The 18,429-nt window shown below is 40.8% G+C and carries 10 protein-coding genes; 1 reads left to right on the top strand and 9 read right to left on the bottom strand.

Annotation, left to right across the window (positions count from 1 at the left end; genetic code table 11):
* Window positions 1-105: 105 nt before the first annotated feature.
* The 7 genes from recD to CXF64_RS02205 all read right to left on the bottom strand — a co-directional run bounded on the left by recD (window position 106) and on the right by CXF64_RS02205 (window position 15,050).
* Window positions 106-2,154: an exodeoxyribonuclease V subunit alpha gene (gene recD / locus CXF64_RS02235; RefSeq protein ID WP_101163323.1), complete on the bottom strand. Its 2,049-nt coding sequence runs from the start codon at window positions 2,152-2,154 to the stop codon at window positions 106-108.
* A complete protein-coding gene (recB, locus tag CXF64_RS02230) occupies window positions 2,151-5,729 on the bottom strand; it encodes an exodeoxyribonuclease V subunit beta (protein ID WP_101216170.1) in 3,579 nt (1,192 codons plus the stop codon). The genes recD and recB overlap by 4 nt, the downstream gene beginning before the upstream one ends.
* Window positions 5,716-9,015, bottom strand: coding sequence for an exodeoxyribonuclease V subunit gamma (gene recC, locus CXF64_RS02225; protein ID WP_024590471.1), 3,300 nt, complete (start codon window positions 9,013-9,015; stop codon window positions 5,716-5,718). The genes recB and recC overlap by 14 nt, the downstream gene beginning before the upstream one ends.
* 160 nt (window positions 9,016-9,175) lie before the next feature.
* Window positions 9,176-10,237, bottom strand: coding sequence for an alkaline phosphatase D family protein (locus CXF64_RS02220; RefSeq protein WP_024590472.1), 1,062 nt, complete (start codon window positions 10,235-10,237; stop codon window positions 9,176-9,178).
* Complete coding sequence (locus CXF64_RS02215; protein WP_024590473.1) at window positions 10,234-11,361, bottom strand: alkaline phosphatase family protein; 1,128 nt, start codon at window positions 11,359-11,361, stop codon at window positions 10,234-10,236. The genes CXF64_RS02220 and CXF64_RS02215 overlap by 4 nt, the downstream gene beginning before the upstream one ends.
* A 73-nt stretch (window positions 11,362-11,434) precedes the next feature.
* On the bottom strand, window positions 11,435-13,804 hold the full coding sequence (locus tag CXF64_RS02210) for a TonB-dependent receptor domain-containing protein (RefSeq protein ID WP_101216169.1): 2,370 nt from the start codon (window positions 13,802-13,804) through the stop codon (window positions 11,435-11,437).
* 202 nt (window positions 13,805-14,006) lie between these two features.
* Window positions 14,007-15,050, bottom strand: a complete 1,044-nt coding sequence (locus tag CXF64_RS02205; RefSeq protein ID WP_101216168.1) for an alkene reductase — start codon at window positions 15,048-15,050, stop codon at window positions 14,007-14,009.
* Window positions 15,051-15,287: 237 nt separating this feature from the next.
* Here CXF64_RS02205 and CXF64_RS02200 point away from each other — a divergent pair, with 237 nt between their 5' ends.
* Window positions 15,288-15,677 carry a DUF2750 domain-containing protein gene (locus CXF64_RS02200; protein WP_007585609.1) on the top strand — a complete coding sequence of 130 codons (390 nt, stop codon included), beginning with the start codon at window positions 15,288-15,290 and terminating at the stop codon, window positions 15,675-15,677.
* A 68-nt stretch (window positions 15,678-15,745) separates the two neighbouring features.
* Here CXF64_RS02200 and CXF64_RS02195 read toward each other — a convergent pair whose 3' ends face one another.
* Together CXF64_RS02195 and CXF64_RS02190 are read right to left on the bottom strand one after the other, a co-directional pair.
* On the bottom strand, window positions 15,746-16,615 hold the full coding sequence (locus CXF64_RS02195; protein ID WP_024590476.1) for an alpha/beta fold hydrolase: 870 nt from the start codon (window positions 16,613-16,615) through the stop codon (window positions 15,746-15,748).
* Between the two features lie 105 nt (window positions 16,616-16,720).
* Complete coding sequence (locus CXF64_RS02190) at window positions 16,721-18,046, bottom strand: OprD family outer membrane porin (RefSeq protein WP_024590477.1); 1,326 nt, start codon at window positions 18,044-18,046, stop codon at window positions 16,721-16,723.
* Window positions 18,047-18,429 lie beyond the last annotated feature (383 nt).

Genomic DNA, 18,429 nt, shown 5'->3' with positions numbered 1-18,429 from the left:
ACACATTCAATATAAAATTAATTTTAGTATAGAAGATATTTATAATAACGCGATAAATAACAAGCAGTTTGAAGCTAAATTATTAATCAAAAATACAAACTAAGCTTAAAATTGTAACCTTTCATACAAACCAGATGCTCTTGATACGCTTTTATTCATTGCTAGTTGCAGTACTTTTTTGTCAGCTACCAGCTCAAAGGTGTTTTTAGCACGAGTTATTCCCGTATACACTAATTGCCTGTTAATACCCATGCGCGCTTGTTTTAGCGGTGGCAGTACCATAGCGGTGTAGCTAAACTCTGAGCCTTGTGATTTATGAATAGTCATTACATATACTTTATCGTGTGCAGGGAGTCGTGCTGGCGAAAATGCTCGTTGATTACCTTGCTCGTCAATAAATATGGCTTTGAGCTGATTACTTTCATCGGGCATTAAAATACCAATATCGCCATTAAATAACTTAAGCTGGTAATCGTTTTGGCTCACCATAATAGGCATACCCGTATAGTGATGAGTATTAGGGCTTACGGTAATTAAACCTTGCTGTTGCAATACGCGCTCTATTCGCTGATTTAAGCTATGCACGCCGTAATCGCCCTCTCGTACCGCAGCTAAAAGCTGATAACTAGCAAAAGCAGTATGCACCTGTGCAACATCTGCACCTTGGGCAATTAAGTTAAGGTATTTTGCATAATGACTGGCTGCACTTTTAACAAGCTTTTCAATCGGTTTTGCTACAAAGTCGTAATCTAAAATTACATCGTTAAAACGCCCTTCAACACTTTCTTGTTCTACGTAATTTAAAATACCGGTGTTATTGGTATTTACCGCAAGTGCGAGTTGACCAATGCCGCTTTGTGCATCAAATCGATAACTGTGCTGTAAAAAGGCAATGCAATCTGCGAGTTTAAATTCACTCACGCTTTGCGATACGAGTTTAGGCTCATTATTAAAACATAAGCTATTTAGCTCATCACAACGTGCTTGCGAGTAGCGTGGCGTTTGCCCAAGTGTTAAACCTTGGCATAAATCGCTCATTACACTGCCGGTATCTACCGAGGCAAGCTGATCTTTATCACCTAGGAGTATTAATCGCGCGTGCGCGGGCAATGCTTCTATTAATTTAGCCATCAGCGATAAATCGACCATACTGGCTTCATCAATAATTAGTACATCTAAATGCAGCGGATTGCTTTTGTTATGTCTAAATTTATTAGTAAACGGTTTTACGCCCAATAAGCGATGAATAGTTTGAGCGCTTTGCGGGATTAGCTTTTTTATATCATCAGGAATCGTTGTGAGCTTATTTTTAGCGCCCAAAATAGACTCACTTAAACGTGCAGCGGCTTTACCTGTCGGTGCCACCAGCTTAATGCTAAGCGGTGCGGTTTTATAAAGCGACTGCAAAATAGCCAGTAACTTAGTCACTGTGGTAGTTTTACCTGTGCCAGGGCCACCCGTGATCACGCTAAAGCCTTTGGTGGCGGCAATCGCACATGCCACTTTTTGCCAATCAGTTTCAATTGCAGAATCTGCAGGAAAATAGGTATTTAAAAGTTCTGCCAATATTTCATTATTAATATTGAGCTTTCGCTCGCTCATGCTTAATAATCTATCTGCGAGTGTTTGCTCATAACCTGCAAGGCGCGCAAAATAAAGTCGCTCGTTAAACAATTGTAGTGGTTTACTCTCGCCTACGCTTTCATGGCTTTGTAAATAACTAAGCGCTGTGCGCACATTAAAATTATCACTAAACGGGCTTAGCGTACTGGGTACATTGCCATCGAGTTTATTAAAGTCACTTTTGCGCAAGTTAAAAGGATTACTCCAATCAACTTCATTTAAGGTTAGGCAGCTATGTTGGCTTTGCTGCGATAAGCACAGCAATAAAATAATATAAAACAGTTCATTGTGAGTTTGCTCAATGTCATTAGCACACAGTAATTCGGCAAGCTTTACATCAACCACACGTAGTCGATTTTGCGCTAATAAATACTCAAGTAACGGGACCTCTGTAATCGTATTGTTTAACACAATGTCCTCTAATGGGGCATCTTGTGCTACATTTTTTGAGGTAATAGGCTCTGCTGCTTCATTATTAAGTGTCTCGTCTATATCGTCAAACAAGCCAGGTTGCTCATTTAAATCGCTCATAGCATAGCTCCTTGGCTAAATAAGCCATCTAAAATAGTTACTTGCTCTACAGTTAGCTTTTTAAAGTACACGCCTTGCCCTGCCGGCATCCCACGTAAAAACGTGTAATACACGCCGCCTAAATGGGTTTCTATTGAGTAATCAGCTATACGTTGTTTTAATAAACGATGCAGTGCTACGGTGTAAATTAAATACTGTAAATGGTACTGATGACTGCTCATTGCTTGCTCAAGCATATCGCCTTCGTAATCAGCTGGCGTACTGCCTAAGTAATTAGACTTATAATCTAAAATATAATACTTGCCTTGGTAGCAAAATATTAAATCTACAAAACCTTTTAACAAGCCCTTTACGTGCGAAAATTCAAGCTTACTTTGCGTAAAGCCAAAATGTTTAACCAGCATTTCGTTTAGCTTGGGTGCGCTTAAGCTCTCAAGTGGTAAATTAAACTCCATTTCGACTAGGCAATCACTTGGTGTGAGCACACCCAAAGAAAGAAGGTTGTTTTCTAGAGAGCTGCTATCTAGGGGGCACTCAAGAACATCAAGCACCCACTTTTCAGCCACTTCTCGCCATTGCTCACCTATGTGGTATTTTTCAAGGCTGCGCTTAACTACCTCAGATAAGTTTTGCTCGGTATTAGTTGGGTGAACTATTGGGCTAATAAAATCTATTTGTTCAAATATTTCGTGTAAACAGCTACCGGGCTTTGGCCCTTTAGGAAAACTATAAGGTGATGGTAGTTCGTCCTCTTGCACTGCAAACTCGTCTTTTTCGTGATCTTCATCACTTCGCCCTGGGGCTAATTGGTCGCTGTGCTTTTTAAAGCTCAACGCACTAAAGCTGGTTGCTCGCCAGTTACGCTCAATATTTGCCGTTACTCTATTAACACTTAATGTTTGCTGCGCAATTTTGCCATTACTAAAACAAAGCGTGCCCTGCTCTAATAACGTTTGTGAGGTAAATTGCTGATAGCTCATCGCGCTATTAGCGTCGCAAAACTCACTTAAATGCGTGCGCCATGTTTGGCTACTGGCAAGCTCAAGCCCTGCAAATAACACATGCCCTAGTGCACTACTTTGCATAGCTAAGCGGCTACTTTGCCCTTGCCCAATGTTGTAAACACCAAGCGCACAAAAATGCACAGCGCGAGTAAGGGCTACATACAGCAGGCGTAAATCTTCAGCTAGGCGCTCTTGCTCTGCTTTTTGCAGGGCATCTTCGTCTTTACTTAAATCGTAAATTAGCTTGCCATTATTGTGATAAAGCGCTTCTTTAGTTTCGCGATAACCACTGGCAAACGGCATAAATACCAGAGGGTATTCAAGCCCTTTTGAGGCATGCATAGTGACAATTTTAACTAAGTTGGCGTCACTTTCTAGGCGTACTTGTACTGTTTCGCCGTCTTGTTGGCTTACCTTTTGTGCAAACCAGCGCAGCAAACGCAGCGTGCCTTCAAGCTCTATTTGTTTTTGCTGAAGTATTTCGCCCAAATGCCTAAAGTCAGTCAGCCAACGCTCAACGTTATATCCCAATCCTTGCCATTTAGCGCTAAGCTGGTTATGGCCCATTAAGCGCTCAAGCATGGCCATAGCGCCTTGCTTGTTCCAAATATGGCTAAGTTGAGCAAAAAAGTTTAAGTAGTCTTGCCATTTATTTTCATCATCGGCGAGTGCATGTATTTCGTTATAACTTAAACAAAATAGTGGACCAGCTAAAACACCGCGCAGCAATGACTCGTTATATTGACCATGCAGCGCTGTTAAAAAGTTAAGTAGGTGATGGCTAAGCTCTTGGCTAAAAACGCTTTCTCGCGATAAATACACGCTAGCTATTTTGGCTTCGCTAAGCGCTTTTTTCATTATTTGCGCTTCAACACGGTCACGTACTAATATACAAATATCGGCAGCGCTTACAGGGTTACTGCCAATGCACGCGTCCCCTTGTTTTGCTTTTTCAAGCAGGGTCACTATTTTATTAGCAAAGTGAGTGGCTAAATGCGCTTGCCCTACACCTTTGTTAGTTGGTTTGTTTTTTTCATCGGCGGCTTCATCCACAAATACATTAAATTCGAATGCGGTAGCGGGTTTGCCATCAATTAAAAAAGAGTCATCCGCTTTTTTACCTTTGGCAGCTACTGCGTTAAACGGTATGGCGTCGTTATAAATAAAGCTGTTAGCGTGTTTGCCAAATAAACTATTAACGCTATTTACTATATCGGTGCTTGAGCGAAAGTTAGTCCCCAGCGTAAATTGCTGATCAATCTGTACAGCTTCTTTTGCGCCAATGTACGTAAAAATATCTGCGCCCCTAAAGCCATAAATAGCCTGTTTAGGGTCGCCTATCATGGCAAGCGTAGTATTTTGTTGCCCATAAATTTTACTAAAAATACCGTACTGAATCGGATCGGTATCCTGGAACTCATCAATCATGGCAACCGGAAACAACTGCGCAATTTTTTGCGCTAGTACGTCGCCTTGCTCGTTATTAAGCGCACTGTGTAAATTGGTCAATAAGTCATCTGGGGTGATCACGCTTTGCTCTTGCTTGCGCTTAACTATTGCGGCTTTTACCCAGCGTGCTGCATGTTGTATAACTGCTATTTTAAGCCCTTGGTTTATGGTGTTATTAAGGGCGGCAAGCTCGTCAAACTGACTCAGTAATGGATGCACAAATAATGGCTGATTCTTTTTATAATTGCTCACATCGCTTAAGTTTTCTGTACTCCACACTTCAAACGAATACTTGTTAGTGCCAAATTCAAAAAACAAATCGCCGCCTAAACAAAATGCTTCAAGCGCACCAAGGCTGCCTTTTCGTGCTGACGTTTTAGACCCGCTCAAACCCGAGCTTTTAATAGCACCTATAAACTCTTGCTCTAACACCGCTTTTTTAAATGCAGGCACACGGGTTATGTACTCGTCACGCGCCTTCCATACATCATCTAAATTTATTTGTGGTGTAATGTGCGCATTGGCTTTGTTTAAAATACTCGCCACTTGAGCGAATAAAGCCTCTGGTGCGGCAAATACATCTAAAATAGCATCGGTGCGCTCTTTGTTAAGTGGGTATACAAACGCACGCCAAAAATCTTTAATGGTTTCGAGTAATATGTCGCGCTCATCTAAAATAAATTCGAGATTAAACGCCACTCCCGACTCAAACGCATGTTGTTTTAGCATCCGCTGACAAAAGCCATGGATAGTAAAAATAGCGGCTTCGTCCATTGATTTAGCAGCTGCATCGAGTAAATCAAACGCGCGGTGTTTATCGTCAATTTTGGCAATTACGCCTTCGATGAGTTCGTCGTTTGGGTTTTGCCCAAGCAGTGCGTCGCGTGCAGCAATAATTCGGCTGCGCACGCGGTCTTTAATTTCTTGGGTGGCAGCGTCGGTAAAGGTTACTACCAAAATTTGCTCAACACTGAGCGGCGTATTTAACTCACCTTCTATTTGCATACCTAGTAAGTAGCGTAAATACAGTCCCGTAATTGTATAAGTTTTACCAGTACCCGCACTGGCTTCTATTAAACTTTGACCAATGAGCGGCATAGTAAGAGGATTAAGCGCTTGCATGGTCACTCTCCTTTGCGTGTTCAAATAAAGGCGTGAGCAATTTATCACTCCATTTTATAAATTCGTCTTGGCAATCGTTTAGCGATTGCACCGTTAAGCGAATATACGGATTTTCGCCCTCGCCTCGCCCAATGTATTGCGGGCTAAATTTGCTCATTGCTTTTGTTATATCGCCGCCGCTTTTAACGTACTCATAACCACTTACCGGAAAAAACGGCACAGGCTCTGCGCGCAGCGCTTTGTATAACTCAAACCAATCGGCTAATAGTGCATCGGCATCGGCTTTGCTTATGGGCGCAAAGGTAATTTGCTTATCAAGCCCAAGTAACAATGTTTCTACTTGTTGATCCATACTTTGCGCTGCAAGGTGATAAATAAAGCCTTTAATTAAATCTTTCGCTTTAATACTGGCGCTGCGATAAAACACTTGTTTTTGCAAATAAACATGATTTAGCCAGCCCTCTATTTTGGTGCCTTCAATGGTAAGCAAAACTTCTATCGGCTCACTTTTCCCGCCTTTAATGTGCTCTTTTACTTGCCCTGCAAGCGCGTCAACTCGGTGCTCCATACTTTCAAATATGAGGCTGCCTACATTGGCTTGAGGTAACTCACCCCGCTGCAGTATTTGCTCGGTACTCAGTGGTTGCTCGTTTATATTGGCTTTAAGTATTTCATCAAGGTAAAAATAACGGCGCAGTGCATCTAGGCTAAATGGTTCTTCGTCTTTTGCTACTTCGTTAAATTGTGGCAGGCGTAAACCTAATGTTTGCTGATAAAAGCTCTCTTGTGCGCTGCACACACTTCTAATAAACACATCGAGATCTAGCTGCTCTGGCACAGTCACATCAAGTGCAATAACTGGCTCTGGTTTAATTGACTCACTTGGCAGCCAAATTGGGTTGTAACTGTGGTTACTCAGCACAGTATTAGCTTGCTCATCGGCTAAATAATAATGGCTATTAAAGGGCTGTAAATGCTGCTGATTGATTAGACATGCGGGCAGCGTTTTTTCACTCTTTTCGTTTAATACAAAACTACGGCCAATATATTCTAACAGCTCACTTACAAGCGTTGATGGCATGCGCGGTTGGTTATCAAAACACGAGCGACCAATGTAACTCATGTATAAGTTGTCGCGGGCACTCAGTAGCGCTTCTAAAAATAAGTAGCGGTCATCTAATTTACGTGATCGGTCACCTTTTTGCTTTTTAGAATAAGGCACTAAGTCAAAACCAATGGGTTGTACGTTACGCGGGTAGTCAGCATCGTTTAAGCCCAGCATGCATACCACTTTAAATGGTACGGCGCGCATGGGCATAAGCGTACAAAAGTTTACTTGCCCAACCAAAAACCGCTGCCCTACGCCTTTTTCTTGAATGCCTTGTTTAACTAAGTAACTAACAACACGCTGCGAAACCGCCTTGCTGTAATCGCCGTTTTCGTGGTGTTTTTGTAACTCTTCGAGCACGTTTTGAAGTACTAATAAATCCCAGCTGTCGTCGCTTTCACTTTCGTATATGGCGTTTAATAGCTCGCTTAAAATATGCGCTTTATTAGTGAGCGTGTCATCAGGCGTTAGCTGCTCTTTAAAGCTTTGCAGTACATCAATAAAGTGCACGAGCTTGTTGAGTGTATCAAGCGCCATGCCTTCTACTTCATCAGCGCTGTAAATACCGTTAAACGGGCATTGTTCGTCGCGCATGGCAATGCCAAGCAATAAACGGTTGAGCCCGTGTTGCCAGGTATTTAAATCGATAGCGGGTAAATCAAAGCTGCTTTTATGCGCTGCGTTTATACCCCATTTAACCCCAACACGTTCTAGCCAGTATTGAATTTGCTCGTATTCGTGCGCTTCAAGCCCAAATTTTTCGGCTATTTGCGTAACTTGTAATAAATCGAGAATATCCGACACACCAAAGCGCGAAAACGGTAAGTTAGCTAAACTCGCAAATGAGCTAAGGACAGGCTTTTCTTGCTCTATGGCTAAATCGGCCAATGCGTAAGGAATAAAGCGGCTGCCTTGTGCCCCGCCAAATACGGCTTCAATGTAAGGGCTGTAAGTGCCTACATCGGGCATCATGACAATTATGTCTTTGGGGGTAAGCGCTGGGTTTTGATTAAATAAGTTAAGTAAGTAGTCGTGCAAGCGCTCAACTTCTCTGAGCGGTGTATGGCAATCGCTGAGCGTAATGCTGGTGTCGGTTGCGCTGATTGGTAATTTACCTTCGTCGTTTATAAACCACTCTTTGTTATCGGTCAGCGATTCACCTTTAAACGCAAGCTGATAAATCTCGCTTTGTACTTGCCCTAGTAAGGTGTCGTCAAACACATCAATAAAACCATCAATCCAACGGGCATCTAACTGTACGAGTTGCTCAAAATAGTCGCGACCTAATTTACCCCACGACGATAACAACGGATTACCTATAAAGTAGTATTCTTCATCTGGGTTGGTGTGTTTTTTTTGTTGCGCTTCCACCAGCGGCATTTTAGCGTATTTAGCGCTTATTTTAGCTGCTGTTTTTTCATCTATAATATCGCCCCAGTAATGCTCACTCGGGTTAAAAAAGAATAATATAACCTCGGTTTTTTTACTCAGCGCTTCAAATACGTCTAGCTGGGAGCTGGCAATCGCCGATATACCAAATAAACTAATGCGTTGTGGCAGTAAGCTATTATCCATAGTCTCAAGTGCAGCAAGTAATTGCCCTTGCATGTTAGCGCGATGAAATTGGCTTTGCCCAAGTTCTTGGCTTAGTTTTACAATGCGTCGCCATAAGTCAGGCTGCCATGGGGCAATGGTTACATCTACGTCATCAAGCTCATCTTTGCCGCTATCCCATGTGGCTATCCAGTGCGGTCGGTACATTAAATATTGGTCGTACACATCGGCTATTTTTTCGCACAGTGCAAAGGTTTTTTGCCCGTCTATATCGCCCTCTAAATAAGTTTTTAGCGGCAAATACAGCGGTTCATCAATGCAGATTGGTAAAATTGCGAACAGTTTCCAAGCAAGGTTAGGTTTATTAAACGCCGACTCTTTAGGGACATTTGGCAGTAATTGCTGATACAACTGCCAAATAAAGCTCGACGGCAGCGGAAAATCTACCTGCGCTGCGACCCCTAAGTTTTCGCTCAAACCTATTTTTAACCACTGCGACATACCCGGCGATTGCACTAGCACCACCTCTTTGTCGAACGGACTTTGCAATGGGTTTATTTTTAATAGCTGGTGGAACTGCGCTTGCAGGGCTTCCATCCGGTTTGATTGAATAATATTTAGCATATAACACTGACCTTGCTTGAGATAAAACCAGTGTAAGATATTTTCAATATTAGGGGTAGCGCAAACGGGTAATTGGCTTTAATAAATCAGAGAGTTAAGAACTAACTTACAGATTTTATACGCACAGCATCTATTTTATATACTGTGCGTAGTAGTGAGTTTATTTATAAGGGCTAATACTTGATAAACTAAAGTCACTTTGCATTATTACTTCGCCATCAATGCCTTTTAATTTAAGTGAAATAGTGGGGTCAATTTGCTGCCAGTCTATGCTTAAATCACCATAATTTACGTTATGAGTAAAATTCCCTACTCGGTGTTTGTTAGGGCTTACATCTTTCCACTTTTCAGTTAAGCCAGAGCTGGTCATCTCAATTAATGGGTAATCAAGGTTTTGCTGATACTTTGATATTTCACCCCAGTGCGTATCGCCGCTGATGATCACTACCCCATTTACCTTATGCTTTTTAATCAATGCAAATAAACGGTTTCTATCTTCAGGAAAGTTTGCCCATGACTCCCAACCTGTAAAATCGGGTAAAAGCTGTAAGCTTGAGGCAATCAATTTTATTGCAGCAGGCTTTTTAAGCTCTTGTTCAAGCCATTGCCACTGGGCTTCACCTAGCATTGATGCGCCCTTTACTTCACTAGGACTATACGGGCCTTGGTTATTTAACTTACGCTTAGTGTAGTATTCAAGCTCACCTACATGGTTTAGCGCATCACGGTTCCAACGTAAATCAGGCATTATTACTTGTATGGTTTGCTCATTTTCACCATACATGTACGAGGTATAAATTCCATCAGGACGAGTGCGACGCGCTGAGTTTGCAGGTTCATCCCAAAAATTAAGCATAATTTGGCGTGATTGCTCTTTATGCGGATACTCTTTACCTGCATCGTTTTGACCATAATCGTGGTCATCCCACATAGCAATAATAGGCGTTTGCGCTTTCAACGTTTTAAAACCAGCCTTTGCCCCTAAACGTTGGTATTTATCGGCAAGTACATCCATATCGTTGGTATCGCCGTAAATATTATCACCCAAAAATATAAACAAATCCCCCTGCTCTTTGTTAATTGCATTAAATATGGGTATTTTTTTATCTTGATGCCCACACGAACCAAACAGGATTTTAGATGGCGCAGCAGTAACACTTGCGCTAATAACCAAACTCAGCACCAAGGCAGATAGGGTTAATGGTTTTAATAGGTTCTTCATTTTAAAATCTCGCTAATAGCAGGCGCCATATTTGAATTTATTTCATTTGGGTTCTGCCCAAGAGCCTTTAAAACGGTAGCCGCTATTTGCGCTTGTTTAAGCTCATTTTTAGTTTTAATTAAGCCACGTCCTTTTATTGCGGGGCCAATGGCTGCAAGCCAAATATGTTCAGAGCCAACAATTCCTTCTGGGTAGGTATTTTCACCTAACTCTAGTTCAGCAAGTGCACGTTTAGAGCTGTGATGTTGCCAATCATTGGCCTTATTGCCACGGCCGTGATCAGTAGTAATAATTAGTGTGGTGTTATTTTTATAACCCGCTGTAGTTTGAATGGTTGCCCATAAGTCTTTTATAAAGGCGTCACTTTGCCTTGCCGATTTAAGGTATTGATCGTAATGACCATCATGCGCAAAGTCATCGGTTTCGCCTAAACTTATTACTAACAACTTAGGCTTTTTAGCCAACATATACGCTTTAGCAAAGCGATATGTAAAACTATCTAGTCGTACGTTATACCAAGGACTGGGAATTTCATTTTGTAGCGCATTTAACAGCGGCGCATCGGTGAATAAATTCTCTTCAATTGACATAAAACCTGCATTTACATACACGTTACTGCGCTTAGTATTTACAATGTATGGGAATACATCCCAACTACCAAATAAGGCTGTGCTACCTTTAAACTCAGGTAAATTATCTAAACGCTCTAAAATAGTTTTATTTGGGTTGAGCACTTTGTTGTTACTATTTATATTTTCGTCAACTTCACCGGTGAGTATTTCGTTATAACCAGGGTATGAAAAATACCACGGGTTACTTACCGACATAGTAGAGCCGTTAGTCCTATCGCCAATAATTACGCCTTGTTTAGCCACTACTTGCGTTAAAAAAGGCATAAGTAATTGCTGGCGCTCATTTGCTGTTTTTGCCCAAAATTGGGTCTTTAAATGCTCAGGCTTTTCAACAAAATCAGTATTATTAATTAAGCTATTATCAGCCCCATTAAATACTTCTTGCCAGCGTACTCCGTCAAGCGTTATCAGCACTACATTTTGCGCTGCTGTTGCAAAGTTGCTCGCTAATACACTTAAGCTAAATAGTATTACTTTTATAATTGTTTTCATCGCGTTTGCGCCCTTTCATATAATAAAGCCCATCAATGATGGGCTTTATTTTAATTCAATTACTAAAACCTAATTAAAAGTCAGCGGTAAATGTAACTGCTGCGGTGCGAGGCGCACCAATGTAATAAGTAGCGCCGTTACCGGTACCACCTGCTAAGTAGCTTTTGTCAGTAACGTTATAAACAACAAACGATACGTCAATGGCTTTAAACGGGCCTGCATCTACGTCAGTTGAATAACCTGCATTAAAATCAAGTACGGTGTAGCCGTCTACTTTATTACGCGTGCGAGTGTCTTCGTCTTGCCATGCGCCTAAGCGCTCACCGGTGTATTTAGCCGATAAACCAACACGAAAGCCATCGCTAAAGTAATCGGTAGATACCACAAATAAATCCTCTGATGAATCTATTATGCTGTCGCCTTTTCTAAAGCTTGGTACTACCTCATTACCACTTTCATCTTTTAATATTACGCCCTGTGAATCGTATGCATTTGGATCATCGGATGAATACTCAGAACTGCTATTAGTATACGACGAGTACACGCTCCAGCTTGGTGTTAACATATAGCTTGCTGCAAGCTCAAGCCCACTTGAGTCAATACCTCCTACATTTACGTACGAGCCATTTGTACCAATCGTATAATCAATGCCGTCTGTGCCACTACCAGGCGCAATAAAGGTAATGCGGTTATCAAACTTAACACTGTAAGCCGTTGCTGTAAGGGTTAATCTGTCGGCTTGGTAACGTACACCAAAGTCGATATTGTCGGCAGTTTCTGGCTCTATGTTTGTAAGTGTTGAGCTATCTCGCTCAAGTACACCGTCTTTTATTGCGGAAAAATTCTCGCTGTAACTGGCAAATAATTCTGTGCTGTTATTTAGCTGATACAATACACCCCCGCTAAATAACACGTCTGAGTCGCTATCTACTTTATCTGATCTTTCGTTAGCAAAGTGGTCGTACTTTTGTAATTCAACTAAATACTGTTTTGCACCAATATTTAATGTTAAGTCACCAAAATTAATCGAGTCTTGTAGGTACCATTTGAATGTATCGGTATCAAAAGTGTTTTTGTATTGTGTCCAGTAAGGCGTGCTATCAAAGTGATGATAAATACGCGCATCAATTACTTTGTGCCAATCACGCGACTCGTCACGCTCGCTTTGCTCATACCAAAAGCCCGCTTCTATATCGTGATCACCAAATGTAGCTTGGTAATTTGCCGTTACACCTAAGCGATCTTTGTTGTAATGCGTATGGCGGTAAGACATAACCGGCGTTGCTGTTGCATCGTAACACGCAGGATTTAAACCAGGACCCGACTCCCATGGCCAGCTCAAACTTTGCGTACAATCGGCATTTGGTGCAAGCGGATTGCCTTCACTATCAGCAAAACCATAAGAGCCTGCATTAGTACCGCCCTCGGTTGTTGGGTCGCCATTTTCATCAACGGGCGTTGTTAAGTAAGGTGGGATCCAATCGCCACGACCTGAATTTTTATGGTAATAAGGGCTGACGGTTAATAATGAAGTTGGCGAAATCGCATATTCAAATTTTAAATAGCCTAAGGTATTTTCACGGAGCGTCCCCCAACCTTCTGCAAACATTTGGTCAAAGTGCGGAACTCCCGTCCAATTCCATGTTAGCTGATCCCAATCGGGTGTTTGTTCAAACTGCTCAAGGCTTACGCTGTTATAGTTTGTCTCGCTTACATCATCGTAAGATAAACGACCAGTAAGTGTTAAGTCGTTAAAATTAGATACAAACTTAAGCTCAGCGTGTTGGTTGTCTTTACCCCCATTACTGCCAGAACCAATCCAGCGGCTTGTATCTGTTTGCGAGTAACTTACGTACGCTTGTGTGTTATCAAAAACAGTGCCTGTTTCGTGTCTAAAGTAATAACGCGTGGCATCGTGGCTGCCTGAGGTATAAGCAAAGGTAGTGCCTTTTTCAAGGCTTGGGTCTTTACTTACAAAGTTAAATGTCCCGCCTAGTGCTTCAAGTGAAGCCGACTTAATATCAGACGTACCTTGACCAACTTCAACCGTTGCCAGGTTTTCGCTATCTAGGTAACGGTTAGCTTTAGCACCACCGCCATAATTAGAGCCACCATTGGGAATGCCATCAACGGTCATACCTAATTGTTGTTGGTTCCCATCAATACTAAAACCACGCATGGTGATTGTAGTAGACCAATCGTCGCCACCAAATGCATCACCTTCATTTATGCTAATACCTGGTAAGTTATCAATAACCGATAATATGCTCGATACCGAACTTTGTTGCTCAAGCATTGCAGGCTCAATAACATTGTTAGCGTAGCTGGTTGGTTTAGCAACCACGGTTACTTCTTCTATGGTGTTGTCGTTAGCATAAGTAGATGTTGATACCGCCATGGCAATTGCCATGCTCAAAAGCGATTTGTTTTTTAAAGCGTACATTGTTGTCCCGTTTGATTTTAATTATGAAATATGAAAACGCGGACAGTATGAATTTTAAATATGACAACGAGGATGAACTTTATTTACATAAAAATTAAACAAATATGGAAGATTTATGGCGGGAATATGTACAAAAAAAGACACCCAAAGGTTTAACTTTGGGTGTCTTAATTATTTTCTAGAACTTATTACAAATAGTAATTTATTTCAATTCAGCTAGCATTTCATCGCTGTATGGTACTAACTCTTCACCGTTTGCAATTTTGCTAATGTAATCTGGGTTTGCAATAAGTGGGCGACCAATAGCGATTAAGTCAAACTTAGCATCGTTAATAGCCTCTTTTGCTGACTCAAAACTATAACTACCTACGCCTACTAATGTACCTTTGTAGCCTGCACGTAAAAATTCAGAGATGCTTTTGCCTTCAAGCGAGTCAAAGCGCATGCTGTCGTCAAAAATACCGCCGTGTAAGTACGCTAATTCTCTGCTTTCAAGTTCTGTTAATAAGTAATCAAATACCGCTTTATCGCGGCTATCTTCGCTCATATTAAAGTAAGCACCCGGTGTTAATCTAAGTGCAGTACGATCACTGCCTACAGCTGCAATAACCGCATCGGTTACTTCTAGTGCAAAACGCGACATATTTTCAGGCGTTTGCCCGTACTCGTCGCTGCGTGTATTTGCAGCGTAATGTAAAAATTGGTCAACTAAATAACCGTTAGCACCGTGAATCTCTACCCCATCAAAACCCGCTTCAATTGCGTTTTCAGCAGCTTTTGCGAAATCAGCAACTAGACTTTTAATATCATCAGTAGTGGCTGCTTTTGGTGTTATGTATGTAAGCTCACGCATACGAGGAACAGAACCTTCAACGCCAATTGCCGATGGAGCAAGTACATCGCCATCAAAAAAGTGAGGGTGTGCAACACGGCCAACATGCCAAAGTTGTGCAAACATTTTGCCGCCATTAGCGTGCACAGCGTCAGTTACTTTTTTCCAACCTTGAATTTGCTCGCTGGTAAATAAACCCGGAGTATTTGGGTAACCTTGTCCGTCTGGACGAATAATAGTTGCTTCGCTAATAATTAAACCGGTTTCGGCACGGCGAGCATAATATTCAACCATATCTTGTGTTGGCACTAAGTTATCATCAGCCATGCATCGTGTTAGTGGCGCCATAAGTACGCGGTTTTTAAGCTCAATCGTGTTATTTAATTTAAACGGAGCAAGTAGATCAGTTGTCATTTTTCAATCCTTCATTAAGTATATGCTTACTACAATGTGGCCTTTTTGCAAACATTCAAGTTTATTTTTGAATGATCGCTCAAATTAGTGAGAAATTATACTGATCAATCTACAAATTAGATCTGCATTGCTGAAATTAAATAGCAACTTTTCAACACTCTGTCATATAACTCGATATACTTGTGTGCATATAATTTAGATATATTAATATCAATAGTAATTAAGAGTGAGCTAATTATGACAACGCCAAATTTAAGCGAAGAACACGCAGTAATTTTAGGACTTGGAGCAAAAAAACGCCTAGCCTATATGTTCGAAACCGTACAACAGTTCAAGCAAGTATGGATTTTAAACGATGATGATGGCTGCGTTATGCTTGCCAACGAAGATGACGACTGTGTGCCAGTTTGGCCAACTCGTGAATTTGCAGAAGCATGGGCAACTGGCGAATGGGCTGGCTGCAGCGCTAAAGCAATCCCACTTGCTGACTGGTTTAGTCGCTGGACACCGGGTCTTGAGGAAGATGACTTACTTATTGCTGCCTTCCCTACAGAGGAAGATGATGGCACGATATTGTTTTCAGATGAGTTTGAAAAACAATTAAAAGCGCCAAAGCAAAAATATTAAGGCTCAGAGACCAAATACTCAGAGTTCTAAAATTTATAAACGCGGCACTTAATTTAGTAGCCGCGTTTTCATTTGCAATATCTAAAATTCAAATAAGCCTGCGTAATTGCATCTGGATTTTCTACTTGCGGATAATGCCCAAGCTCTACAAACTCTTGTACGCGCGCATTGGGAATAAGCTTTTTATAATGCTCAATCATGTACTTACCAGAGATGGGGTCTTCTGCGCCTGCTATAAACGTAAGTGGTATATTGCTATTTATGATGGCACCAACCCAGCGTTCTCGGTTTTGCTGCCTCTGCTTTATATAACTAATGAGTTTGGGCATTACGGCTAAGCCATCTTTATAAATTAGCAGCTCCCAAAGTGTGTCTACCACTTGTTTTGAAGGCGGTGTACTCTTACCAAAAATAGTAAGTAGATTATTGCCAAATTTTTGTTTATTCATTAATTTTGGCACTATCCAACCTAGCTTTGAAAGTAAAAGCTTTTGTATAAATAATGGTTTGTGCACTTCTGGAAACAGTCCACCATTTAAAAAGCAAACACTATTGATCGTTATGGCACTTTGATTATGTACTTGCCTTGCTAATAACTCTTGAGCCACTGTATCGCCATAGTCATGAGCTAAAATATGTACGTCATTAATATTTAACGTTTTTAAAAATTGAGTATATAAGTCGGCTTGTTCGGTAATTTTATAAGTAGCGTTTATTGGTTTATCTGACAAACCAAAACCTAGCATATCGAGCGTAATTACAAAATAATGTTCACTAAGCGTTTGCCACATACCTTCCCAATCCCAGCTAGCACTTGGAAAGCCATGTATCAAAAGCAGCGCAGGCTTACTTATATCGCCAGCTGTTTTAGTAAAAATTTGATGGCCACTAATTTGAGTAAATTGACCCTGTGATTGCCACTGTTGAAGAGAAAACATATATTAGCTTTATTTTTATTATTTATTTGTTAGTTTTATCATAAAGGTAATTAAAAAAGGAAATAAAACCAATGTATAATTTGCATTGGCTTATTAAACGTCATTTTAAAATTTAATAGTGTAATCTACATAAACTCGGTGGTCGGCTCTGTCGCCTTTAACACCATCAACACTGCCTAACTTTTCGGTTGTATAATCTACAAATAACCAGCGCAAACTTAAGCCTTTTATTTTCTCAACTTTATAGCGCGTATCTACAGCCCAATATTTTTCGTCAGCTGTGCCAGCTAACTTACCCAGCGCAGAGTTTTCAGCATCGCTACCGCTTGTGTAGTAAAACTTTGTTGTTAAACCTGGCGATACTGCTTTTAAATCAATACCAAAACGTGCCTGCCACGTTACCTCGTTTTGATTTGTTAAATCGGCACCAATCAATGAGCGAGTTGGAAATGGGTTTGTACCATGGTCGCCACTGAAATTATCTTCAATCCAAGCATCACTTACTTTAGTAAATGCCGCACCTACACTCCAAATATCTTTTTTCCAATCAGCATCTAAGTAATAGGCAAATCCATCGTTTTCACTTTTAGTTAAACCTGTTAAAGCGCCAGTTGCATCTTCATCATCTAAATCGCCGCCCTCTGCGCCTGTTACAAATAAATCACCATCATCTTGTGAGGTAAATATGCCAGTTGAAAGGGTTAACTTACTTTGCTCAAGTTTAATGTCGTAACTGATTTTTAATCCCATTTTACTTAGATAATTGTGAGAATTTAAATATTCAGCCTCTAATATTAGATTGTCTTTTTTATGCGTAGCACCTACGCCCCAAATTACGTTAATGGCGCCTGTTGCCGATTGATCGGTAGAAAAGTCTTCCCATCTATCATCGTGTCGACGGCTCCATTTGTCGTAAACGTAACCGTATAATTTAGTGTTGCCAATTTTGTAATCACCAAAAACACCTCTAAAAGTATTAGGAATAGCCCGGCTCCCAGAGCTTTTAAGCAACATACTTTTGGTTTTTTGCCCGCCCACTTTAACGTGACCGTTGTTGCCCAATTTAAAATCTAAAAAATATTGACCAAATTTAGAAAAGCTATCGTCAACTCCACCGCTCTCATTACCCGCTGGTAAAATATTACCTGCGGCTGAACCCGTAGAATTAATATCCATCACGGTGTAAGTCGATACACCCACACTCACTAAATCGTTTATATAACCCGATGTGTAATTGAGCTCTATACCTTGAGCAAAAGTTGAATCGTCACTTGCGTCGTTATCGTAGTCACGGTCAAAATAAATTGATCTAAGTTTTATATTAAATTCATCTTGTTCTGTCAGCCCATTAAGAGCGGCATACGAAGGAATAGAAATACATGTTAATACTGCGCCTGTTGCCGCAAGTAATTTAGATACTCGGTGAGCCATAGTTATCTCCGTTACCTTGTTTTTTTTAAGTTTTCACTGTGCAGTGCATAGCAGCGTGTATTTTTTCGACCTACACGGCAAACATGTCATAAGGTAATTACATTTTAAGTAATCACGTTTTCTTTCATGCTAGTAAATATAGAACAATATAAATTTATAATGTTTTAATTTCTATATTATAAAATATTAAGTGTTTGTTTTGTTTCGGATGAATTATAAAAGTAAGGTGAGCATCGTCTCTTGCTCGCTCGTACCTATAGCGATAGTTCCCTTTAAAAGCGTCATAATATTGGTTAAATTTTACTTTATTTAAACTTACCAAAGTAAAGTTATAAGCAAAAACTAAAAGCTATCCGTTGTTTTTTGAGCACCTAATATTCACT

This window comes from Pseudoalteromonas sp. GutCa3, from assembly GCF_002836155.1.
Taxonomy (GTDB): Bacteria; Pseudomonadota; Gammaproteobacteria; order Enterobacterales; family Alteromonadaceae; genus Pseudoalteromonas; species Pseudoalteromonas arctica.
Note: the sequence above shows the minus strand (reverse complement) of the source record. Positions and strands in the feature narration are given on the sequence as shown.

What these genes read in the sequence shown, in the direction of transcription:
- recD (WP_101163323.1), bottom strand. Translation starts at nt 2,154, where the DNA reads ATGAGCGATTTAAATGAGCAACCTGGCTTGTTTGACGATATAGACGAG.
- recB (WP_101216170.1), bottom strand. Translation starts at nt 5,729, where the DNA reads ATGCAAGCGCTTAATCCTCTTACTATGCCGCTCATTGGTCAAAGTTTA.
- recC (WP_024590471.1), bottom strand. Translation starts at nt 9,015, where the DNA reads ATGCTAAATATTATTCAATCAAACCGGATGGAAGCCCTGCAAGCGCAG.
- CXF64_RS02220 (WP_024590472.1), bottom strand. Translation starts at nt 10,237, where the DNA reads ATGAAGAACCTATTAAAACCATTAACCCTATCTGCCTTGGTGCTGAGT.
- CXF64_RS02215 (WP_024590473.1), bottom strand. Translation starts at nt 11,361, where the DNA reads ATGAAAACAATTATAAAAGTAATACTATTTAGCTTAAGTGTATTAGCG.
- CXF64_RS02210 (WP_101216169.1), bottom strand. Translation starts at nt 13,804, where the DNA reads ATGTACGCTTTAAAAAACAAATCGCTTTTGAGCATGGCAATTGCCATG.
- CXF64_RS02205 (WP_101216168.1), bottom strand. Translation starts at nt 15,050, where the DNA reads ATGACAACTGATCTACTTGCTCCGTTTAAATTAAATAACACGATTGAG.
- CXF64_RS02200 (WP_007585609.1), top strand. Translation starts at nt 15,288, where the DNA reads ATGACAACGCCAAATTTAAGCGAAGAACACGCAGTAATTTTAGGACTT.
- CXF64_RS02195 (WP_024590476.1), bottom strand. Translation starts at nt 16,615, where the DNA reads ATGTTTTCTCTTCAACAGTGGCAATCACAGGGTCAATTTACTCAAATT.
- CXF64_RS02190 (WP_024590477.1), bottom strand. Translation starts at nt 18,046, where the DNA reads ATGGCTCACCGAGTATCTAAATTACTTGCGGCAACAGGCGCAGTATTA.